Genomic DNA, 20238 nt, shown 5'->3' on the forward strand with positions numbered 1-20238 from the left:
TTAGTCGCGAGAATCGAAAGACTTAAGTACTTCTGGGATGCTGGCGAGGTAACTGTGCAGGTTGCGCTTGGTCTCCTCCAGTGAGTCTCCGCCGAACTTCTCCAATACCGAATTGGCCAAAACAAGTGCAACCATGGCCTCAGCAACCACACCGGCTGCTGGCACAGCGCACACGTCTGATCGCTGGTGGTGCGCCTTTGCTGCTTCGCCGGTTGCAACGTCGATGGTGGCCAAAGCCTTAGGGATTGTCGAAATTGGCTTCATTGCAGCACGGACGCGAAGAACTTCGCCGTTGCTCATTCCGCCCTCAATACCACCTGCGCGGTGAGACAAGCGGCGAACTACGCCCTGGCCATCGCGCTCAATCTCATCGTGTGCGACCGAGCCGCGGCGGCGCGCGGTTTCAAATCCGTCGCCAACTTCAACGCCCTTGATCGCCTGGATTCCCATCAGTGCAGCGGCCAGTTGCGCGTCGAGGCGGCGATCCCAGTGAACAAAAGTTCCAAGGCCTGGTGGAAGGCCGTAGACCAAAGTCTCTACTACGCCACCAAGAGTGTCTCCGTCCTTGTGGCACTCGTCAACCTCGGCCACCATGGCAGCCGAAACCTCTGGATTGAAGGCGCGCATAGGGTCTTGATCGATAGCGAAAATGTCGTCAGGGGTTGGAACCGGTAGGTCGCTGCTGGCCATAACTGGTCCAATGCCGACCGTGTGAGTGATCAGGCGAATACCAAGCTCGTTCAGGAAGCTTGAAGCGACGGCTCCCAAAGCCACGCGTGCCGCAGTTTCGCGTGCGCTGGCACGCTCTAGTACTGGGCGGCTGTCGAGGAATCCGTACTTCTGCATACCGGTGAAGTCAGCGTGGCCAGGTCGAGGTCTAGTCAACGCCTCGGCGCGGGCGCCGGTAAGTTTGTCGGCGGCTACAGGGTCGGCTGACATTACGTCCTGCCACTTTGGCCACTCAGTATTTGCAACGGTGATCGCTACCGGTCCGCCCATGGTGAATCCGTGTCTTACTCCACCAGAGAGTGAGACCTCATCCTGCTCGAACTTCATTCGGGCGCCACGACCATAACCAAGGCGGCGTCGCGCAAGTGCGTCCGCGACATCTGAGGTGGTGATCGGTACTCCGGCTGGCAGGCCTTCTAGAACGGCAACGAGCTCAGGCCCGTGCGACTCCCCTGCGGTGATCCAACGTAACATTCGTCAATTCTCTCACAGGTGTTGCACAGTTCGGTTAGGTGAACCCTAATCAGATACCGAACGGCGCATAGCCTCGACTACAGCAATTTCATTTGGCAACTCTTGTGACGGGTTGCCGCTCCTAAAGATGCGAATTTGTGCCACTGCCTGCCAAATGAGCATCTCAAAACCGCTCGCAACCTGGCCGCCACGATTGATCCAAAGTGAAGCAATTTTGCTCGGCCATGGGCTGTAGGCAACATCTAGGAGTAAGCCATTCGGCTTCCAAAGGCTAAGGTTTTCGAGTTCTTCAGCCTGAGCGTCCATCGCGTGGGCTGGGACGGTGCTGACAACCAAATCGGCTGACGCGATTGTGTTGACCAGTCCCCAAATTCTCGAAGTCTTTAGCCCCAGGGATTTAGCAAAATTCAAGAGCTCTTTGCGAGTTTGGGGATTACGTGCATGGACTTTTACTTTTGAACCCGGTGCAAGCTTGGCAATGGCGGCGATTGCCGAGGTTGCCGTTGCACCTGACCCGATAACCAAACTCGTATTGATTGGCGTGGAGGTTCGTTCTCGCACAGCCTGGTAGATACCGAACACGTCAGTGTTGTAACCATGCCAAGTGCCATTTTCGTCGCGGACCAGCGTGTTGGTAGCGCCGGTCTGCTTAGCAAATTCGTCTAGGTCGTCGGCAAACCTCGTGGCTTCTTCCTTCAGGGGCATGGTTACGCTGAAGCCATCCCAAGGCTCCTCTAAACCACCGATAAAGGTGCGAAGAAAGCCTTTATTTACCTCTGCCCTGCCGTAAGCCCAATCCTCACCAAGCACCCGATAAGCAGCTAGGTGGATTGTTGGAGACTTTGAATGCTCAATTGGTTGCCCTAGGACGGCAAATTTCTTACTCATATTCAGGGTTTTCCTTCATCCAAGCCAACCATTGTGCAACGGCTCGCTCGTGCTCGGCCAGGGTCTCACTGAAGACTGTTTCTCCGGTCTCAAGATTAATGGTGCAGAAGTAGAACCAGTCACCGTCGGCAGGATTCAGCGCAGCATCAATTGCCAATGCTCCCGGCGCACTAATTGGTCCTATTGGAAGACCTGGATACAAGTAGGTGTTGTATCCGTTGTCGTCGGCACGCTCTTCATCGGTGGTGCTCACGGTGTTGCCACCAACGCCATAGCTGACTGTGGCATCTGATTGAAACGCCATGTTGGCATTGAGGCGATTGTAAAAAGTTCTAGACACTTTGAAGAAATCAGGCTCGAGGCGCGCTTCTTTTTGAATGATTGAGGCCATGGTCAGAATCTCGTGAACCTCCTCTGCTGGAATGTCAAAGCGGTCGATTTCCTGATTCATTCGGTCAACCATCGCCTGCAAAATGCTCTGCGCGGATTCATTCGGGCCGAACGAATATGTGGCCGGAAATAGGTAACCCTCGATACTTGGCAAATTTGCCGAAAGCCCAAATAATTCTGGCTGTTCGAATAGGTCCTGGAATTCAGCAAGTGGAATACCGGTGTCTGTGCTGAGCGTCTTAAAGATCACCGATGCTCGGAGCCCCTCGCGAATAATCGTGCGATTGGCTACAACACTACTTGGGTCGGCTAATGCGGCTAGCGCTTGGCTCGAACTCATCTGAAGCTTGAGCCGATAGGTGCCAGGGTAAAAACTTGGATTAGTCTCGAGGATTAGCTTGTAGGTGGTCTGAAAGCTTTTGACAACTCCAGCATCCACCAAGGCTTGGGCCACATCTGAGCCATCAAAACCTTCTTCGATGGTGATGAGCGCCTCGCCTTGACCAGGACCTGGGAAATCGTTTCCTAAAATTTGTTCAATACCGGCTCGGATAGCGCCACGGTTTGCATATGCGGTGATACCGCCCAATACCAAGGCCAGAACAGCGATGGCGGCGATTATCCGGCGACGGATAAAGGTCTTATTAGTCATCAAGGTCCTCTAAAGATTTGCCAGCATATTCGCCGGTACTGCGCTCGATCTGCAGGGCGTTCTCCAAGATTACTGTCGCCGCAACCTGATCAATGATTTTTCGGCCATTCTTCGAATTTTTACCAGATGCACGCAAAGCGGCAGTCGCCGAAACGGTAGTTAGTCTTTCATCGATAAACCGTACCGGGCAGTCAACCATGTTTTGAAGCGTTGCTCCAAATTGGATTGCATCCTGGGTCGAGGCGGTGTGGTTACCGGCCATGTTAAGCGGAAGACCAACGTAAATTACCACCAGGTCTTCCCCATCGGTAAGTTTCAAAACCTCTTTGCAGCTGTCCTCCAGAGATTCTTTGCGAACGGCATTACCCAGCCCTGAAGCCAAGATCGCATGGAAGTCACTGATAGCAACGCCCACCCGGACGGTTCCAACGTCGACGCCAAGTCGGCGACCGCTAAGCACTATGCGTTCAACGCTCCGCGGATGGCAGCAATAGCCTCCGAGATTTGGCTCGAATCGGCGCCACCGCCCTGGGCTAGGTCATCCTTGCCGCCTCCGCCGCCGCCGAGCACCGCACTTGCTGCTCGAACAAGTGCTCCGGCCTTGTGGCCAGCAGTCCTTGCAGATTCGGTGGTCGCCACAACAAGCATCGGTTTGTCAGATACCTCGCCGAACAGGGCAATCACAGATGATGAACCGTTTACCTTGTCACGAATCTTCGTGGCCAAAGTTCTAAGGTCGTCCACTGAACCCAGCTGTCCAAGATCGGCTGAGATAAAGCTCGTTCCTGCAATCCGCTCGGCAGACTCGATCAAAGCAGGAATTTGTTCTGCCAGTTGACCGGCCTGCAGCGAAGCAATCTTGCGCTGTGCGGCTTTCAACTCATCGATAGCCGAAGCAAGTTTCTCTTCTAGGTTTTCTTTTGGAGTTTTTAGCGCATCTGTCAGTCTTGCAACGAGTGCGCGTTCGCTGGCCAGGCTACGGAATGCCTCGATACCAACCAGAGCTTCCAATCTGCGGGAACCAGATCCAACTGAAGCCTCGCCAATTAGCGATACCAAACCAATTTGAGCGCTTCGAGAAACGTGGGTTCCACCGCAAAGCTCGCGTGACCAAGGGCCACCGATTTGAACCACACGAACCTGTTCATCGTAGGTTTCACCGAATAGAGCCACGGCACCCCACTCGCGAGCCTCAGACAATTCCATTAGCTGGGCGCTAACAGCTAGGTCTCCGCGGATGGCTAGGTTGGTGACCTCTTCAATTTCAGACTTAGTCTCAAGGCTGAGTGCCTGAGCCCATGAGAAGTCAAGACGCAAGTAGCCAGGCTTGTTATAAGAACCGCTTTGCAACGCGGTAGGGCCAAGCACCTGGCGAAGTGCTGCGTGCACCACATGGGTACCAGAGTGTGCCTGACAGGCGCCAAGGCGCCATTCTGCATCTACTTCAGTTTGAAGTTTTTGACCGACCTCAACCTGGCCTTCGCGAACCAAAACCTTGTGGCTGATTAGTCCCTTAACCGGCTTTTGCACATCCAGTACTTCGAGCCTTACGCCAGATCCGACGATGAAACCAGCATCTGAATCCTGGCCGCCAGATTCCGCATAGAAAGATGTCTCGTCGAGGATTACTTCGGCGATCTGACCCTGCGTTGCGATGCGAGCATCTGCGCCGTCAACGATGAGTCCTAGAACAGAGCCTTCAGTTGCTAGTTGCTCGTATCCGGTGAACTTGGTTACACCCATAGCTCGGAAAGCTGAGTAAACAGAAAGGTCGGTGCCACCGAGCTTCTTTTCGCGTGCGTCGGCCTTGGCGCGGTCGCGCTGTTCAGCCATCAAAGCCTTGAATCCATCTCTATCAACCGTGAGGCCTGCCTCTTCGGCAATTTCAAGTGTTAGATCGATAGGAAAACCATAGGTGTCGTGCAACAGGAACGCTGCGTCACCGGCAAGCTGCTTTGATCCGCTGCTCTTTACTTCATCAAGCGCCTGGTCGAGGAATACGGTTCCTGCAGAAAGAGTACGAAGGAAGGTTTCTTCCTCAGCAATTGCAACTCTAAGAATGCGCTCGAATTCGAGCTCTAGCTCTGGGTATGCAGCCTTCATTGCGTCTTTAGACACTGGGAAGAGGTGTCCGAAAGTTGGTTTCTCGACACCAAGTAGGCGCATGGCGCGCACGGTTCGGCGAAGCAAACGGCGCAGAACGTAGCCACGGCCATCGTTAGCCGGCGTTACACCGTCACCGATGAGCATCAGTGCTGAACGAACGTGGTCGGCGACAACACGAAGACGAACATCATCTTCAGTGTTTGCACCGTAGTTTTTACCTGAAAGTTTTGCTGCTAGGTCGAGAACCGGACGAACCTGGTCGATCTCATAAAGGTTCTCAACGCCCTGCATCAAGAATGCAACGCGTTCGAGACCCATTCCTGTGTCGATGTTCTTCTTCGGAAGTTCACCGAGGATCTCGAAGCTGTCTTTGCCAGTTCCCTGGCCGCGTTCGTACTGCATGAAAACTAGGTTCCAGATCTCGATGTATCGATCTTCATCGGCCTCTGGGCCACCCTCACGACCGTAAGCTGGGCCGCGGTCGTAGTAAATTTCAGAACAAGGTCCCGCTGGACCTGGCTGCCCAGTAGACCAGTAGTTGTCCTTCATCCCGCGGCGCTGAATGCGCTCCATTGGAATGCCGGCTACATCGCGCCAGATCTGAATTGACTCGTCGTCATCTTGGAAAACGGTAACCCAGAGGAGCTGCGGGTCAAGCCCCAAGCAACCGCTCTCAACCGAACCAGTCAAAAACTCCCAAGCAAAAGCAATAGCTTCAGGCTTGAAGTAATCACCGAATGAAAAGTTTCCGTTCATCTGGAAGAAGGTTCCGTGACGGGTGGTCTTGCCGACCTCTTCAATGTCGAGTGTGCGAACGCACTTCTGAACACTGGTTGCTCTTGGGTATGGCGCTGGCACAAGTCCACTCATATACGGGATGAATGGAACCATACCTGCAACGGTGAAGAGGAGAGACGGGTCCTCGCTGATTAGCGAAGCCGAAGGAACTACCGTGTGACCTTTATTTTCGAAAAAATCAAGCCAGCGGCGACGAATCTCTGCCGTCTGCACGTTAGATTTCGGTTGGCTGTGAAGCCGAGGTAGTGCCTGAATCTTTAGCGCGCTGAGTGTTCAACTCGGCCGAACGCTCGTTGAAGCCTTCAGTCACGTAGGCACCAAATTCGCGAGCCTTCTGAGTGTATTCCTCAACCAAAGCAGCAGCCTTTGGGTTTTCTTTGATTTGCTTTGCCGCGGCAAGGCCAGCGGCAGTGCCAACTACGAACCAGAAAAATTTCTTCATGAGGTGACCTACTTCTTTTTACCTAGAAAGGTGCTTCGAAGAGTCTGGGTGAGTCCAGCGATCTTCGCTAGTGGTGAACCGACGGTAGCTGAAAAAACTGCAACCAACGAGCTGATGTTAGAGCTAACTTCTGCAACGTTTTCAGTTATGACATCGATCTTATTCAACTGCTTGTTTGTGGCAGTGACAGTTTCGGTGAGTTCAGACAGCAGTGGAGCCACGCTCTCGTTGAGATCTCGGATTGAAGTCCGAGTCTCATCAAGAACACGCCCGAGCTTGAGCAGAGGCACAGCAATAAAAATCACAAGCAAGACGAAACCGCCTGCTGCAATAAGTGCTGCTATGTCTCCACCGCTCATCTGAATCCCCTTTACTAAAAATTATCGAGCAGCGTAGTACTCAACAACAAGCTGAACTTCACAGGTAACTGGAACTTCAGCGCGCTTTGGACGACGAACTAGAGTCGCGTGAAGCTTGTCTAGTGATACGTCTAGGTAGCCAGGAACTGGAGGTAGTACATCAACGTGACCGCCAGCAGCCGCAACCTGGAAAGGCTCGGTTGATTCTGACTTCTCGTGGACGTGTACTAGCTGTCCAGGCTTTACGCGGAATGATGGGCGGTCAACGCGCTCACCATTCACAAGAATGTGACGGTGAACAACCATCTGACGTGCCTGAGCGATGGTGCGTGCGAAACCTGCGCGCAGAACAATCGCGTCTAGACGCATCTCAAGCAGCTCAACTAGGTTTTCACCGGTTAGGCCCTCGGCACGCTTTGCTTCCTGGAAGGTCTTGCGAAGCTGAGCCTCACGAATACCATACTGGGCGCGTAGACGCTGCTTCTCGCGAAGACGAACGGCGTAGTCGCTGTCAGCCTTCTTCTTGGTGCGACCGTGCTCACCTGGAGCGTATGGACGCTTCTCAAGGTACTTAGCGGCCTTTGGTGTTAGGGCAATGCCCAGCGCGCGAGACAAACGAGTCTTGCTGCGAGTACGTGTGGTTTTAGACACGTCTTCCTTTCAATGAATCACGAGGATTCTCTATAGCGGTAAATGTTCACAAATTGGAGTTCATACGAACTCCTCTGCCACGGACCCCTTGGCTATACAGGGGTCGCACCGTGACGAGTACTCAAACAGCCGCGTTGAGCACTCCAGTCGGCAACCTCTCAAGCCTAACAGTTCAGTGCCCGCAAGCCAAGGACCCCGCTACTTTTTATTCCCACGGATGATTGAGCGCAGACGTGCCCAGCGGTCAACAAGATCTCTCTCAAAACCTATTTCTTTGGGTATGAAGTACTTTCGGCTGGCTACGCGGCGATCCAGGTAGTTTTGCTCGACCACTGACTTTGGATCATCGTGCGGATATACGTAGCCAACCCCAGCTCCTGAGCGCGCTGCACCCGCGTAGTTGGAGCTTCTCAGTGCCTTTGGAACTGGGCCAATTCGGCCACTTCTAATGTCCTCAAGTGCGGCATTTATAGCGTTGTAAGCGGAGTTCGATTTAGGTGCGAGGCTGAGATAAATTGTGCACTCGGCCAGCGGAATGCGCCCCTCCGGCATACCAACTTGGGAAACCATCTCGGCTGTAGCAACTGCCAGTTGAAGCGCCTGCGGATCTGCTAGGCCGATGTCCTCCGCGGCCAAGATCATCAAACGACGAGCAATAAACCTTGGATCCTCGCCTGCCTCGATCATTCGGGCTAGATAGTGAATAGCGGCGTCGGCATCAGATCCTCGAACCGATTTTATGAAGGCGCTTATAACGTCGTAGTGTTGGTCGCCGTTTTTGTCATAGCGGACCAACGCCCGGTCAAGCGCTTGGCTGACAGCATCAAAATCAATTTCAGCCACCCCAGCGCCATCTCTGGCAGCTGCCGATGCGGCTGCGGCCTCAAGTATCGTGAGTGCCCTTCGAGCATCGCCGGTGGCAAGCTCAGCGATCTTTTGAATGACTGCGTCTGAAATCTCGAATTTTCCGCCCAGGCCTCTTTCATCGCTCACGGCTCGCGATATCAGTACAACAAGATCGGTCTCCTCGAGCGCCTCGAGGGTGACTAAAAGGGAGCGAGAAAGGAGCGGGCTAATGACGCTGAAACTCGGGTTTTCAGTGGTGGCCGCAATTAGAACAATCCAGCCATTCTCGACTCCCGGCAACAGAGCATCCTGCTGCGCCTTCGAAAATCGATGTATTTCATCAAGGAAGAGGATTGTGCTGACGCCATACGTGTCGCGGTCAGCGCGCGCACGCTCCATAACCTCTCGAACGTCTTTGACCCCGGCAGAGATTGCACTCAGTTCGACAAATCGCCTTCCACTTAGCCGGGCAACTACCTGTGCGAGAGTGGTTTTGCCGGTTCCCGGAGGCCCCCAGAGGATTACGGAAACGTTTGAGGCTCGCTCCCCCGATCGCGAAGGCGCAGCAAGTGCATTGAGCGGTTGCCCCGGACCCAAAATTTTCGACTGGCCGACTACTTCTTCGAGACTTATTGGTCTCATTCGAGCTGCCAGCGGCATTGCGCCTGAATAGAACGATGACTGCTCCGACATGCTCTAAGGCTAGTCGATGGCCCTTGGGGTTTATCGAAGTAAAATCGAAGCTGACAACCTGGAGGAAACTTTGCCGACCAAAAAGACTCTTAAGACCATCGATGCTGCTGCCAAGGCACGAGCAGCCGATTACGCCGCTCAGCAGAAACAGCAGGAGATGCGAAAAGTTCGAAACTCCCGTGACAACCGTATTGCCCTCATTGCATCGGCTGGCGCAGTTGTTTTGGCGCTTGTCCTTCAGCTTGGATACTTTGGCTTTGGCCCGGGCAGTGTGACTCCAAACCCAACGGCTAGCAGCGCAGCTAGCTCAGCACTGGTTCCTTCACCAGCACTCGCTGAAGGTCGCACTTGGAGCGGCTCAATCGAAATCAACGGCAAACCATTGACTGTTGAGATTGATGGCGCGAATGCACCTCAGGCGGCCGCCAACTTCCTTTCACTCGCAAACTCTGGGTTCTACTCTGGCAACACCTGTCACCGATTGGTAACCGAGGGTATTTATGTTCTTCAGTGTGGTGACCCGAATGGGGACGGCACCGGTGACCCTGGTTATAAGTGGGGACCGATTGAAAACGCGCCTGCCGATGACAGCTACAAAACCGGCGTATTGGCTATGGCACGTCAATCAGGAGACGGCTCAACCATGGGCTCGCAGTTCTTCATCGTCTATGAAGACAGCGTCATTCCATCGGATGCAGCGGGCGGTTACACCGTCTTTGGAAAAATCACTGGTGATCTGTCAGCAATCGATGACGTAGTCGCCGGTGGCGTAGAGGGTGGCGGTACCGACGGTAAGCCAGCTGTCGAAGCCAAAATCAGCGCAATCAGCCTAAAATAAGACCTAAGTCTTAAACCGGACTTTCGAATCAGGAGCACAAATGCCTACCACCCCAGCTAACCTCGGCCGCGTTGATGCCGAAAACAATGTTTTTGTAACCGAGGCGGGAGTTGAGCGTAAGGTCGGTCAGTATCCGGGCGTTGCAGCTGAAGAAGCACTGGCTTACTTCGTTCGCAAATTTTCAGATCTTGAGGCGCAGGTTCGAATTCTGGAGCAAAGAGTCGCAAATAAGGTTGAGGCCAGTTCTCTCAAGAAAATTGCTGCAAAGCTTATGGAGGATCTGAAGGAGCCTGCAGCTGTCGGAGACATCGCTGATCTACGTCGTCGTGTCGGCAACCTAGACGAAAAGATCACGGCGCTTGGGGCCGAAAAGTCGGAAGCTAACAAAGAAGCCATCGCCGAGGCGCTTGCCAAGCGCAACGACATCGTTGCTCGTGCAGAGGCGGTAGCCTCACAGGAATCAGCCAAGACTCAATGGAAGAATTCAAGCGCAGAGATGACAGCGCTATTCGACCAGTGGCAGTCACTCCAGAAATCTGGCGCCCGCGTGCCAAAGTCTGAGGCAGATGCACTTTGGAAGCGTTTCTCTGCGGCTCGTACCAAGTTTGATGCTGGCAAGCGTGCCTATTTTGCCGGGCTAGATTCAGCAAATAAGGCAGCGAAGGCCGCCAAGCAAGAGATTGTTGCCCAGGCTGAGGCCTTGGTTTCAAAGGGTGCCGATGCGACTGCCGCATACCGCAAGCTCCTCGATGCCTGGAAAGCAAGCGGACGCACACCGGGTAAGGGTGACGACGCGCTTTGGGCCCGATTCAAGGCAGCTGGTGACGCAATTTACTCTGCTCGTGCAGAAGAAGTTGTTGTCGAAAACGCTGAACAAACAGCCAATCTTGAAGTCAAGCTTGAACTCCTAAAAGAGGCCGCAACCATTGATCCTGATAAGGACCTAGCAGAGGCTAAGAAGCACCTGCTTTCAATCCAGACTCGTTGGGAAAAGGCAGGTCGTGTACCTAAGGACAAACTTCGCGACACCGAAGACAAACTTCGTGCAATTGAAGCCAAGGTGCGCAAAGTCGAAGAAGACCAGTGGCGCAAGACAGACCCAGCAGCAATCGAACGCTCAAATGGCGTTATTGCTCAGTTGGAAGATTCGATTGTGAAGCTTGAGACTGAGCTAGCTGCTGCGAAGGCAACTAAGGACAAGAAGAAAACTGATGCCGCTACCGAAGCACTGAAAGCGCGCCAGGCTTGGCTTGAGGTCGTAAAGGCTTCCATGCAGTAAGAAAGTATTAACTAGAAAAGGACCCAGGCATGTTGCCTGGGTCCTTTTTTAGTTGGACACTCGATAAACGTCGTACACGGCTTCAATCCTTCGCACGGCATTGAGCAGGTGATCGAGAACTGATGCATCGCCCATCTCGAAGACGAATCTGCTGAGGGCAACCCGGTCACTTCTGGTTGAAACTGATGCCGACAGAATGTTGACGTGGTGCTCAGATAGCACCCTGGTTACATCGGACAGCAGACCGCTTCGGTCCAATGCTTCGATTTGAATTTGAACCAGGAAGAGGCTCTTTGAGTTTTCTGCCCACGTGACATCCATGATGCGCTCTGGCTCAAGAATCAGCTGCTCAACGTTCTTGCAATCACGACGATGCACCGATACCCCGCTGCCTCTGGTCACGAATCCGACGATGTCGTCACCCGGAACTGGGGTGCAGCATCGAGCCAGCTTAACCAGCACATCTGAGTCGCCCCTGACCAGAACGCCGGCGTCGTTTGATCGTCTGCGATTCACGCTTCTTGGCGCGGTTGGCAGAGTGAAAACTGACTCATCGTGCTCAGTCTCAGAGACGGCTGCAGTCAGCTTCTCGACTACGGACTGAGCTGAAATGTGGTTGTCGCCAATGGCGGCATAAAGCCCCTCGACATCTGGGTATCGAAGTTCACCGGCCAATTTAACAATCTCGTCAGCTGCCATCAAGCGCTGAAGAGGTAGGTTCTGCTTTCGCATCGCCTTGGCAAGAATTTCTTTGCCGTGCTCGATAGCCTCATCGCGTCGACCAATCGCGAACCACTGCTTGATTTTTGCTCGTGCTCTCGGTGACTTCACGAAATTTAGCCAGTCTTGGCTAGGTCCGGCATCCGGTGACTTCGACGTAAAGATCTCGATTACGTCGCCAGAAACAAGCGCTGTTTCGAGTGGGACCAAACGCCCGTTTACTTTGGCGCCCATCGTCCGATGGCCAACTTCGGTGTGTACGGCGTAGGCAAAGTCCACTGGAGTAGCTCCACCCGGCAGGCCGATTACCTTGCCCTTTGGCGTGAACACGTAAACCTCTTTGGCACCAATCTCAAACCTGAGCGAGTCCAAGAACTCAGAAGGATCCTGAGTTTCAGCTTGCCAATCGGTGAGGTGCTTTAGCCAAGCCAAATCCTCATCAGGAGTCTTCTCAGTGTTGCCGACTTGCTCTTTGTACTTCCAGTGAGCGGCCACACCGTATTCTGCACGTTGGTGCATTTCGTGGGTTCTAATCTGAATTTCAACAGGTCGACCCTGGGGACCCATAACCGTGGTGTGGAGTGACTGGTAGAGGTTGAACTTGGGCATGGCGATGTAGTCTTTGAAGCGCCCAGGCATTGGGTTCCAACGCGCATGGATGGCGCCCAGAACCGCGTAGCAATCCTTTACCTCGTTTACCAACACCCTGATTCCAACGAGGTCGTAGATGTCGTCAAACTCTCGACCACGAACAACCATTTTTTGGTAAATCGAGTAGTACTGCTTTGGTCGCCCAGCAACTTTGCCCTTGATTCTGGCCTCGCGCAGATCCTCTTCGATCGAGCCGATGACACTCTCGATGAACTCTGCCCGCTTTGGAGTTCTCTGGGTTACCAGGTTCACAATTTCTTCGTAGACCTTTGGGTACAGGACACCAAAACTTATGTCCTCAAGTTCCCACTTGATGGTGTTGATTCCAAGGCGGTGAGCCAGCGGAGCGTAAATCTCTAAGGTTTCCTGAGCCTTGCGTCGAGCCGACTCTTCCGGTACAAATTTCCAGGTTCTGGCGTTGTGCAGTCGGTCGGCAAGCTTGATCACTAGGACTCGGATGTCTTTGGACATCGCGACGACCATCTTTCGAACTGTCTCAGCCTGGGCGTGGTCGCCAAACTTAACTTTGTCTAGCTTGGTAACACCGTCTACCAGCATGGCTACTTCGGGTCCAAAATCCTTAGTGAGCTGCTCCAGCGAATAATCGGTGTCTTCGACGGTATCGTGCAACAGGGCTGCCGCCAGCGTGACTGGACCGATACCCAATTCAGCCAAAATGTGGGTTACCGCGAGCGGGTGCGTGATGTACGGCTCCCCCGAGCGCCTCACCTGCGGGCGATGTGCCAATTCGGCAACCGCATACGCCCTATCGATGATCGAAAGATCAGCCTTAGGGTGATTTGCCTTGGCTAGACGAATAATCTCGTTTAGGTCGGAAGCATAGGGACCTGATCGAGCAAAAAGTCGCGGCAAACGACTACGAAGAGTGCTGATACTCCCGGTAGGTGTCGAATCTGTCATCGTGCCCTATCTCTCTCTTTAGGACAGCCTAACAATTTATGCTTGGACGACTGCCTTAGCCGAAGCCTTGGCATACTTTGGCTCACCTTCACGTAGCTGGCTGTAAAGCGGAGCTGCGATGAAGATTGTTGAGTAAGTACCCACGGCGATACCGATGAACAAGGCCAATGCGATGTCGCGGAGTGTTCCGGCACCGAGAAGCACCGCACCGATAACCAAAATTGCAGCGACCGGCAGCACGGCAACGACCGAGGTGTTAATTGAACGCACTAGTGTCTGGTTGATTGCAAAGTTGACCTGACCCGCAAAGGTCTTGGTATCGCTGTGCTCAACATCGATGGTGTTCTCCCGAATCTTGTCAAAGACAACCACGGTGTCATACAGCGAATAACCAAGAATGGTCAGGAATCCAATTACTGCCGCAGGCGTTACTTCGATACCGAATGCTCCGTAAACCCCAGCTGTGATGATCAAGTCATGTGCCAGAGCGGCAACGGCTGCAATAGACATTTTGAGGGTTCTGAAGTAAAGCGCCATGAAGACTGCCGCTAGGCCAACAAACACCAACAGACCGTTGATGGCCTTTCCGGTAATGTCTGAACCCCAGTTGGCACCAACAAATGAACTTGCTACAGCTGAGCTGTCAACCTTGTAGGCATTTGCCAGAGCAACACGCACTTCTTCTGACTCAGTGTCAGACAGCTGCTCGGTCTGAACGCGAATGCTATCGGTGCCGACGTTTGAAACAAGAGTTTCTACGCCTGGAACAACGGTTCTGACAGCATCAGTAGCCAGTTGTTGTGAGGTCGATGCTGCACCTGCAACACGGAATTCAGAACCACCACGGAATTCAATACCAAAATTGAAACCACCGCGAAGGGTAGGAACGAGAACTGCAAGCACAATCATGACTGCAGCGATTGAGTACCAGAGTTTGCGGCGACCGACAAAGTCGATTGAGCGCTTTCCGGCGTAAAGAGCGTTTCCGAACTCACTGAATCTTGACATTACTTGGTCTCCCCCGACTTGATTGCGCCAAGCTCGGCGGCCTTGCGCTCTGCAATCGTCTGACGCTTGTTTGCTTCTTTTGACGCCTTAGCGACCTTGGTTGCCGGAACCACTGCTGCGGTTCTAAATTGGCCACGACCCACGTAACCAGATGCGCCAAGCGCTTTGGCGTCGAAGCCCGACCAAGGGCTGCCTGAGCTGAAGAACTTTGTCTTCACCAAGAGCTGAAGAATCGGGTGGGTAAACAGTATCGCGATACCCAGGTCAACCAATGTGGTTAGGCCAAGAGTGTAGGCGAATCCGCGAACGTTTCCAACGGTCAAAAGGTAAAGCACAACTGCGGCGAGGAGGCTTACGCTTCCTGAAACCAAAATTGTGCGCTGAGCTCGCTTCCATCCGGCATCAACTGCTGCCGCGATGCTGCGTCCGTCTCGAATTTCGTCTCGAACGCGTTCAAAGTAGACGATGAATGAGTCGGCGGTGATACCAATCGCAACGATCAGACCAGCCACACCTGCCAGCGATAGTCGGTAACCCTGACGCCACGATAGAAGTGCGATTAGAAGGTAGACAACCAATGCCGCTACTGCCAAGGAGCCAACAGTCACGACAGCCAGACCGCGGTACTGGAAGATTGAGTAGATGATAACAAGAAGCAGACCGATGGCTCCGGCCAATAGACCGCTTGCCAACTGCTCAGAACCTAGGGTTGCTGAGATGTTCTCCTGGCTCTGAACCTCGAATGAGATCGGCAAAGCACCGTACTTTAGCTGGTCTGACAAAGACTTCGCAGTCTCGCTGTTGAACGAACCGGTGATTTGAGCAGAGCCGTTGCTAATTACCGCATTGGTTGATGGCGCAGTAATTACGTATCCATCAAGGGTGATAGCAAATTGGTTTCTAGGTTCAGTCAGCGGGAAAAGTCGCTCCGTTACCGCAGCAAACTGCTTGGTGCCCTCAGCGTCGAACTCTAGGTTTACGGCCCAGGTGTTGGTGGTTGCACCGGTAGAAGTGGTTACTGTTCCAGCAGTTGAGTCGCTGACTGTGCTGCCGTCGATCTCAACTGGTCCGAGGATGAACTTCTGGTAACCAGTGGTGTCACAGGTAATAAGCGGTTGTGCAGGGTCGTCCACCTGACCAGCCTCACGGAATGCCGATGAGCAGTCCAAGGCGTCGTAGGTTGCCTGTAGCTCTGGAGTAATCCATGCAACATCGCTAGCGTCTGTTGGGCTGGCACTTGGTGCTGCCTCTGCAGAAGCTGATGGGCTTGGGCTAGCCGATGAACCATCAGTTGCGCCAACCGAAGTAGAGACACCCTGAGAGGTAACTAGAACCGGACGGAACTCAAGTCGGGCGCTGCTGCGGATTAACTTGAGTGTGTTTTCATCAGGTGTGCCTGGGATCTCAACAGTGATGTTTGAATCGCCAGACGTCTTGACAGAGGCTTCGGATACGCCGCTGGCGTCTACACGCTGACGAATGATCGATACAGCCTGGGCCAATTGCTCATCGGTGACCTTTTCGCCATCGGCAAGCAACGGTGCCAAGATGATCGAGGTTCCGCCTTGGAGATCCAAAGCTAACTTAGGTGTGAACGAAGCACCTGCGCCCGTGGCTGAACCCAGCCCAATTAGACCGGCCAGGATAGCGATTACCGCACCCAGCCAGCTCAAGCGTTTAACAGCGCTCTTTGTTACTCCAGAGTCAGACATTTTGGATCCCCTTGTTCCTGAAAAATCTATTACTTAGCGGCTGGCTTTTTTGCAGCAGGCTTAGCGGCCGGCTTGGCTGCTGCCTTTGCTGCTGGCTTTGCCGGAGCCTTCTTCGCTGCAGTTGCAGTTGAAGTGGCTGCAGCCTTTGCGGCAGGCTTCTTGGCCGCTGGCTTAGCAACTGGTGCCGCTGCGTCTACTGAACGGATGGCAGCCTTGGCAACAGTAAGTTTGGTGCCCGGAGTGGTCTCAAGGATCATGCGGTCGTCTTCAAGTGAAACAATTTCACCAATGATGCCGCTGTAAAGCGTGACTGAAGCGCCAACGGTGATCTTGGCCTGAAGTTCGGCTGCCTGCTTCTTGCGCTTGCGAGAGTTGTTGAACATCATGGCAATCAAAACTGCAAGTGCTACGTATAGGAAAATCTCTTGGACTGGCATTACGAACCGATCTATATCAGGAAGACAAAATAAACGACGCCCTTGGCGTCTCGACAATCATACTTTACGAACGCCAGATTATTGATTATCTAGGGCTGGTAGCCCCAGATGGCGGAGCCCAGCATTCGTGATGACCCGGCCCTTTGCAGTGCGTGAAATGAGGCCCAGTCTTACCAGGAATGGTTCCACGACCGATTCAATTGTGTCTGGCTCTTCGCCGATGGCTGCCGAGAGTGTAGAAAGACCGACCGGCTTCATTTCAAATTTGTGAGCTAACGTGTCCAGAATCGAACGATCTAGTCGGTCAAGTCCTAGCTGGTCAACCTCGTAAAGAGCCAAGGCGCTTTGAGTTAGGCCAACATCGATGGACTCTGACTTTGCAACCAGCGCATAGTCTCTGACTCGACGGAGAAGTCGATTTGCAATTCGCGGCGTGCCTCGGCTTCGTGAAGAGATTTCACTCAGGGCCTTCGGTTCTGCAACGATTCCAAGTTTCTCAGCTGCTCTGTGAAGGACCCGTGTCAGCTCTTCGTCCGTATAAAACTCCATGTTTGCGGTGAAACCAAAGCGGTCACGCAGCGGATTAGGAAGCATTCCGGAACGGGTCGTAGCCCCAACGAGGGTAAATGGAGAGATATCAAGTGGAATTGAAGTGGCACCCGGGCCCTTTCCAACCATTACATCAACGCGGAAGTCTTCCATGGCAAGGTAGAGCATTTCCTCTGCCGAGCGTGACATGCGGTGGATTTCATCGATAAAAAGAACTTCCCCAGGTGCTAGGGACGACAGGATTGAAGCCAGGTCACCTGCATTTTGAATTGTCGGCCCAGAAGTCAGTCGCAATGACTGCCCACTCTCATGAGCGATGATCATTGCCAGGGTGGTTTTACCCAGGCCGGGAGGTCCCGCAAGAAGTATGTGATCGGAGGTTCGGTTTTGAATCCGAGCAGCATCAAGAATTAGTGAAAGTTGGGCCCGGACTTTTTCTTGGCCAACAAATTCCTCTAAGGACTTTGGCCGCAACGCCGACTCAAAAGCTAGTTCACTCTCGCCGCTAACCTTCGAATTCAACTCGCTCATTACGCACCCACCGACTTACCTTTACCCAAGTCAGCCAAAGCGGCCTTTAGTAGCCCGGCATCACTCAAGTCTGGGGCGTCGTTCAAAACGCGCTTAACAGAAACCTCAGCCAATTTGTTGGTCCATCCAAGACCGATGAGTGCCTCGAGCACTACGTCTGTCGAACGAATTGTGGTCTTTTCGCCTTCGTTAGTCGATGTGACTCCGATTTTGCCTGCGAGTGAAATGCAGATAAGTTTGGCGGTTTTTGGGCCGATTCCGCTAATCGCCCGAAAAGTTGAGTCATTCTGACTTGCAACTGACTCTGCGATCTGGTTGACACTTAGCCCACTTAGGACAGCGAGGGCTGATTTTGGACCTACGCCACTCACGCTTCGGAGGAGTTCGAATGTCGAGCGCTCTTCCTCGGTCAGAAATCCGAAAAGTTGCATGGCATCTTCGCGGACAATCATCGAGGTAAGAAATTCAACTTCTGCGCCTTCACTGAGCGAAACAGAGGTGTTTGGGGTGATGGCTACCAAATAACCAACGCCATTTACATCTACGACGCACTGGTTGAGGTTTAGAAAGCGGCAAATTCCGCGCAGAGAAGCAATCACGCTCCCAGACTAACTAACTAACTTGATTCTTCGCTGACTTGATAGCCGTGTGCCAAGCTTTCTGGGCTGGGGTAAGCGCACCCGAAGATTCGATAACTCCCCCGCGCCACGCATGACAGATTGCAATGGCCAGTGAGTCCGCTGCATCCGCTGGTTTAGGAACTTCGGCAAGGCCAAGAATTTTGGCCACCATGTTCCCGACCTGTGCTTTGTCAGCTCGACCAGAACCAGTTACCGCTGCTTTCACCTCGGTGGGTGTGTGCATAACAACCGGAATTCCGTTCTTTTCAGCAAGGTACATAACGATTCCGCTGATTTGTGCTGTTCCCATGACGCTTCGCAGATTGGCCTGGGAGAAAACTCGCTCAATTGCTAGGGCGTTTGGCTTGTGCAGCGCAATTAGCCCCTCAAGTTCAGTTGCTAATTGGTGAAGGCGAACCGGAAGTTCATCTGTCGTGCTGCTCCGGAGAGTGTCGACGGCTATGAAACTTACTTTTTTTGAGGCACCAAGCTCAATTACTCCAACACCACATCGAGTAAGACCGGGGTCTACTCCCATGATGCGGGTGGTCAAGGTTAGTCCTGCTCTAGTTCGGCCAAGACTTCTGGAGACATGTCAAAGTTCGAGTAGACATTCTGTACTTCGTCACAGTCTTCCAGAGCATCGATCAGGGCGATTACCTTGCGGGCGGTGTCCGCATCGACCTGAATTGGCATCGATGAGATGAACTCCACATCCGCTGACTCGTAGTCGATTCCGGCGGCCTGCAGAGCGGTTCGCACAGCAACCATTGAGCTTGGGTCGGTGGTGATGACAAACTGCTCGCCGCGATCTTCAACGTCATCGATACCAACCTCTAGGACAGCATCGAGAATGCTGTCCTCGTTGGTGCCGTCGGCCTTAGCAACAACAATGACACCCTTGCGGCTGAACTGGTACGAAACAGAACCAGGGTCGGCCATAGTGCCGTTGTTGCGTGACACTGCGAGTCTTACCTCAGCAGCAGCACGGTTTTTGTTGTCCGTCAGACATTCGATCAGGATTGCGACTCCGTTTGGACCGTAACCCTCGTACATGATGTTCTGATACTCAACTGCATCAGCGCCAACACCTGAACCGCGCTTGATTGCTCGCTCGATGTTGTCGTTTGGCAGTGAGCTCTTACGGCCTTTTTGAACGGCATCGTAAAGAGTCGGGTTTCCGTCTAGATCTGGACCACCCAGGCGCGCAGCCACTTCAATGTTCTTGATCAGCTTCGCAAAAAGCTTGGCGCGACGACCGTCGATTACAGCTTTTTTGTGCTTGGTGGTTGCCCATTTGGAGTGGCCGGACATAGTGCTCCTAGAGTACGGATTGATTTGCTACAAGTTTAGGCGCTAGTGCGCGGTTCTCACGGTCTTTGCGAACAAGGCGTGGATTCGATTCTCGCCAGTTACTTCGGGGTGAAACGAGATCCCGAGCGCATTATTCTGTCGCACTCCAACCACCCGGCCATCCGGCAGCTGAGACAAAACCTCAACCTCGCTCCCGATGCGCTCGACAATCGGTGCACGGATAAAGGCCGCATGCACAACACCTTCGACACCGACAAAATCGAGGTCCGCTTCGAAGGAATCTAGTTGGTTGCCAAAGGCATTTCTGCGCACCGAGACATCCAAGCCACCGAAGCTGGCCTGATCGGATGTTCCGTCAATGATCTCGCTCGCGAGCATGATGAGCCCAGCACAGGTACCAAATACTGGAAATCCTCTGGCGATTTTCTCTTTGATTGGCTGGTAAAGGTCGTAGGCAACGGCCAGCTTGTGAATCACGGTGGATTCGCCGCCCGGAATAATCAAACCGCTAACAGACTCGAGTTCTTGAGGAGTCCGCACGTAGCGGTTCTCTAGCCCAAGGGAATCTAGGGTTTGCGAGTGCTCTCTAAAATCTCCTTGAAGCGAGAGGACACCAATCGGTAGCGACAA

Annotated in this window: 20 protein-coding genes; 2 read left to right on the forward strand and 18 right to left on the reverse strand. The window is 53.3% G+C overall.

Translation table 11 applies throughout. The features are described from left to right. The 9 genes from aroC to FFA38_RS03245 all read right to left on the reverse strand — a co-directional run bounded on the left by aroC (position 1) and on the right by FFA38_RS03245 (position 9028). Positions 1 to 1203 carry a chorismate synthase gene (gene aroC, locus FFA38_RS03205; RefSeq protein ID WP_138275367.1) on the reverse strand — a complete coding sequence of 401 codons (1203 nt, stop codon included), beginning with the start codon at positions 1201 to 1203 and terminating at the stop codon, positions 1 to 3. Between the two features lie 45 nt (positions 1204 to 1248). Next, on the reverse strand, positions 1249 to 2091 hold the full coding sequence (locus tag FFA38_RS03210) for a shikimate dehydrogenase (protein ID WP_138275368.1): 843 nt from the start codon (positions 2089 to 2091) through the stop codon (positions 1249 to 1251). Beyond that, a complete protein-coding gene (mltG, locus tag FFA38_RS03215; RefSeq protein WP_138315509.1) occupies positions 2084 to 3133 on the reverse strand; it encodes an endolytic transglycosylase MltG in 1050 nt (349 codons plus the stop codon). The genes FFA38_RS03210 and mltG overlap by 8 nt, the downstream gene beginning before the upstream one ends. Continuing rightward, on the reverse strand, positions 3126 to 3593 hold the full coding sequence (ruvX, locus tag FFA38_RS03220; RefSeq protein WP_138315510.1) for a Holliday junction resolvase RuvX: 468 nt from the start codon (positions 3591 to 3593) through the stop codon (positions 3126 to 3128). The genes mltG and ruvX overlap by 8 nt, the downstream gene beginning before the upstream one ends. Next, entirely contained in the window at positions 3593 to 6250 is a 2658-nt protein-coding gene (gene alaS, locus FFA38_RS03225) for an alanine--tRNA ligase (RefSeq protein ID WP_138315511.1), read from the reverse strand. The genes ruvX and alaS overlap by 1 nt, the downstream gene beginning before the upstream one ends. A gap of 1 nt (position 6251) precedes the next feature. Then, positions 6252 to 6479, reverse strand: coding sequence for a hypothetical protein (locus tag FFA38_RS03230; RefSeq protein ID WP_138275372.1), 228 nt, complete (start codon positions 6477 to 6479; stop codon positions 6252 to 6254). 8 nt (positions 6480 to 6487) lie between these two features. Then, positions 6488 to 6838 carry a DUF948 domain-containing protein gene (locus FFA38_RS03235; protein ID WP_138275373.1) on the reverse strand — a complete coding sequence of 117 codons (351 nt, stop codon included), beginning with the start codon at positions 6836 to 6838 and terminating at the stop codon, positions 6488 to 6490. A gap of 21 nt (positions 6839 to 6859) precedes the next feature. After that, the gene (rpsD, locus tag FFA38_RS03240; RefSeq protein ID WP_138275374.1) at positions 6860 to 7489 is read right to left on the reverse strand and encodes a 30S ribosomal protein S4; all 630 of its coding nucleotides are present in this window, start codon (positions 7487 to 7489) and stop codon (positions 6860 to 6862) included. A gap of 198 nt (positions 7490 to 7687) precedes the next feature. Continuing rightward, the gene (locus FFA38_RS03245) at positions 7688 to 9028 is read right to left on the reverse strand and encodes a replication-associated recombination protein A (protein WP_138315512.1); all 1341 of its coding nucleotides are present in this window, start codon (positions 9026 to 9028) and stop codon (positions 7688 to 7690) included. A 16-nt stretch (positions 9029 to 9044) separates the two neighbouring features. Here FFA38_RS03245 and FFA38_RS03250 point away from each other — a divergent pair, with 16 nt between their 5' ends. Both FFA38_RS03250 and FFA38_RS03255 read left to right on the forward strand, forming a co-directional pair. Next, complete coding sequence (locus FFA38_RS03250; RefSeq protein ID WP_253786201.1) at positions 9045 to 9866, forward strand: peptidylprolyl isomerase; 822 nt, start codon at positions 9045 to 9047, stop codon at positions 9864 to 9866. Between the two features lie 40 nt (positions 9867 to 9906). Beyond that, a complete protein-coding gene (locus tag FFA38_RS03255) occupies positions 9907 to 11145 on the forward strand; it encodes a DUF349 domain-containing protein (protein WP_138315513.1) in 1239 nt (412 codons plus the stop codon). Positions 11146 to 11193: 48 nt separating this feature from the next. Here FFA38_RS03255 and FFA38_RS03260 read toward each other — a convergent pair whose 3' ends face one another. The 9 genes from FFA38_RS03260 to pdxT all read right to left on the reverse strand — a co-directional run bounded on the left by FFA38_RS03260 (position 11194) and on the right by pdxT (position 20238). After that, complete coding sequence (locus FFA38_RS03260; RefSeq protein WP_138315514.1) at positions 11194 to 13437, reverse strand: RelA/SpoT family protein; 2244 nt, start codon at positions 13435 to 13437, stop codon at positions 11194 to 11196. Between the two features lie 36 nt (positions 13438 to 13473). Continuing rightward, positions 13474 to 14445 (reverse strand): protein translocase subunit SecF, encoded by a 972-nt coding sequence (gene secF / locus FFA38_RS03265; RefSeq protein ID WP_138315515.1) that lies wholly within the window; start codon positions 14443 to 14445, stop codon positions 13474 to 13476. Beyond that, positions 14445 to 16157 carry a protein translocase subunit SecD gene (secD, locus tag FFA38_RS03270; protein ID WP_138315516.1) on the reverse strand — a complete coding sequence of 571 codons (1713 nt, stop codon included), beginning with the start codon at positions 16155 to 16157 and terminating at the stop codon, positions 14445 to 14447. Before secD ends, secF begins: the two co-directional genes overlap by 1 nt. A gap of 29 nt (positions 16158 to 16186) precedes the next feature. Beyond that, entirely contained in the window at positions 16187 to 16594 is a 408-nt protein-coding gene (gene yajC, locus FFA38_RS03275; RefSeq protein ID WP_138315517.1) for a preprotein translocase subunit YajC, read from the reverse strand. A 78-nt stretch (positions 16595 to 16672) separates the two neighbouring features. Then, entirely contained in the window at positions 16673 to 17674 is a 1002-nt protein-coding gene (gene ruvB, locus FFA38_RS03280) for a Holliday junction branch migration DNA helicase RuvB (protein ID WP_138315518.1), read from the reverse strand. Beyond that, on the reverse strand, positions 17674 to 18273 hold the full coding sequence (gene ruvA, locus FFA38_RS03285; protein WP_138275382.1) for a Holliday junction branch migration protein RuvA: 600 nt from the start codon (positions 18271 to 18273) through the stop codon (positions 17674 to 17676). Before ruvA ends, ruvB begins: the two co-directional genes overlap by 1 nt. 13 nt (positions 18274 to 18286) lie before the next feature. Beyond that, positions 18287 to 18832 (reverse strand): crossover junction endodeoxyribonuclease RuvC, encoded by a 546-nt coding sequence (gene ruvC, locus FFA38_RS03290; protein ID WP_172955993.1) that lies wholly within the window; start codon positions 18830 to 18832, stop codon positions 18287 to 18289. A 17-nt stretch (positions 18833 to 18849) separates the two neighbouring features. Then, positions 18850 to 19608: a YebC/PmpR family DNA-binding transcriptional regulator gene (locus tag FFA38_RS03295; protein WP_138275384.1), complete on the reverse strand. Its 759-nt coding sequence runs from the start codon at positions 19606 to 19608 to the stop codon at positions 18850 to 18852. Positions 19609 to 19650: 42 nt separating this feature from the next. Beyond that, positions 19651 to 20238 (reverse strand): pyridoxal 5'-phosphate synthase glutaminase subunit PdxT, encoded by a 588-nt coding sequence (gene pdxT / locus FFA38_RS03300; RefSeq protein WP_138275385.1) that lies wholly within the window; start codon positions 20236 to 20238, stop codon positions 19651 to 19653.

It is taken from the genome of Rhodoluna limnophila (assembly GCF_005845365.1).
GTDB classification, from domain to species: Bacteria; Actinomycetota; Actinomycetes; order Actinomycetales; family Microbacteriaceae; genus Rhodoluna; species Rhodoluna limnophila.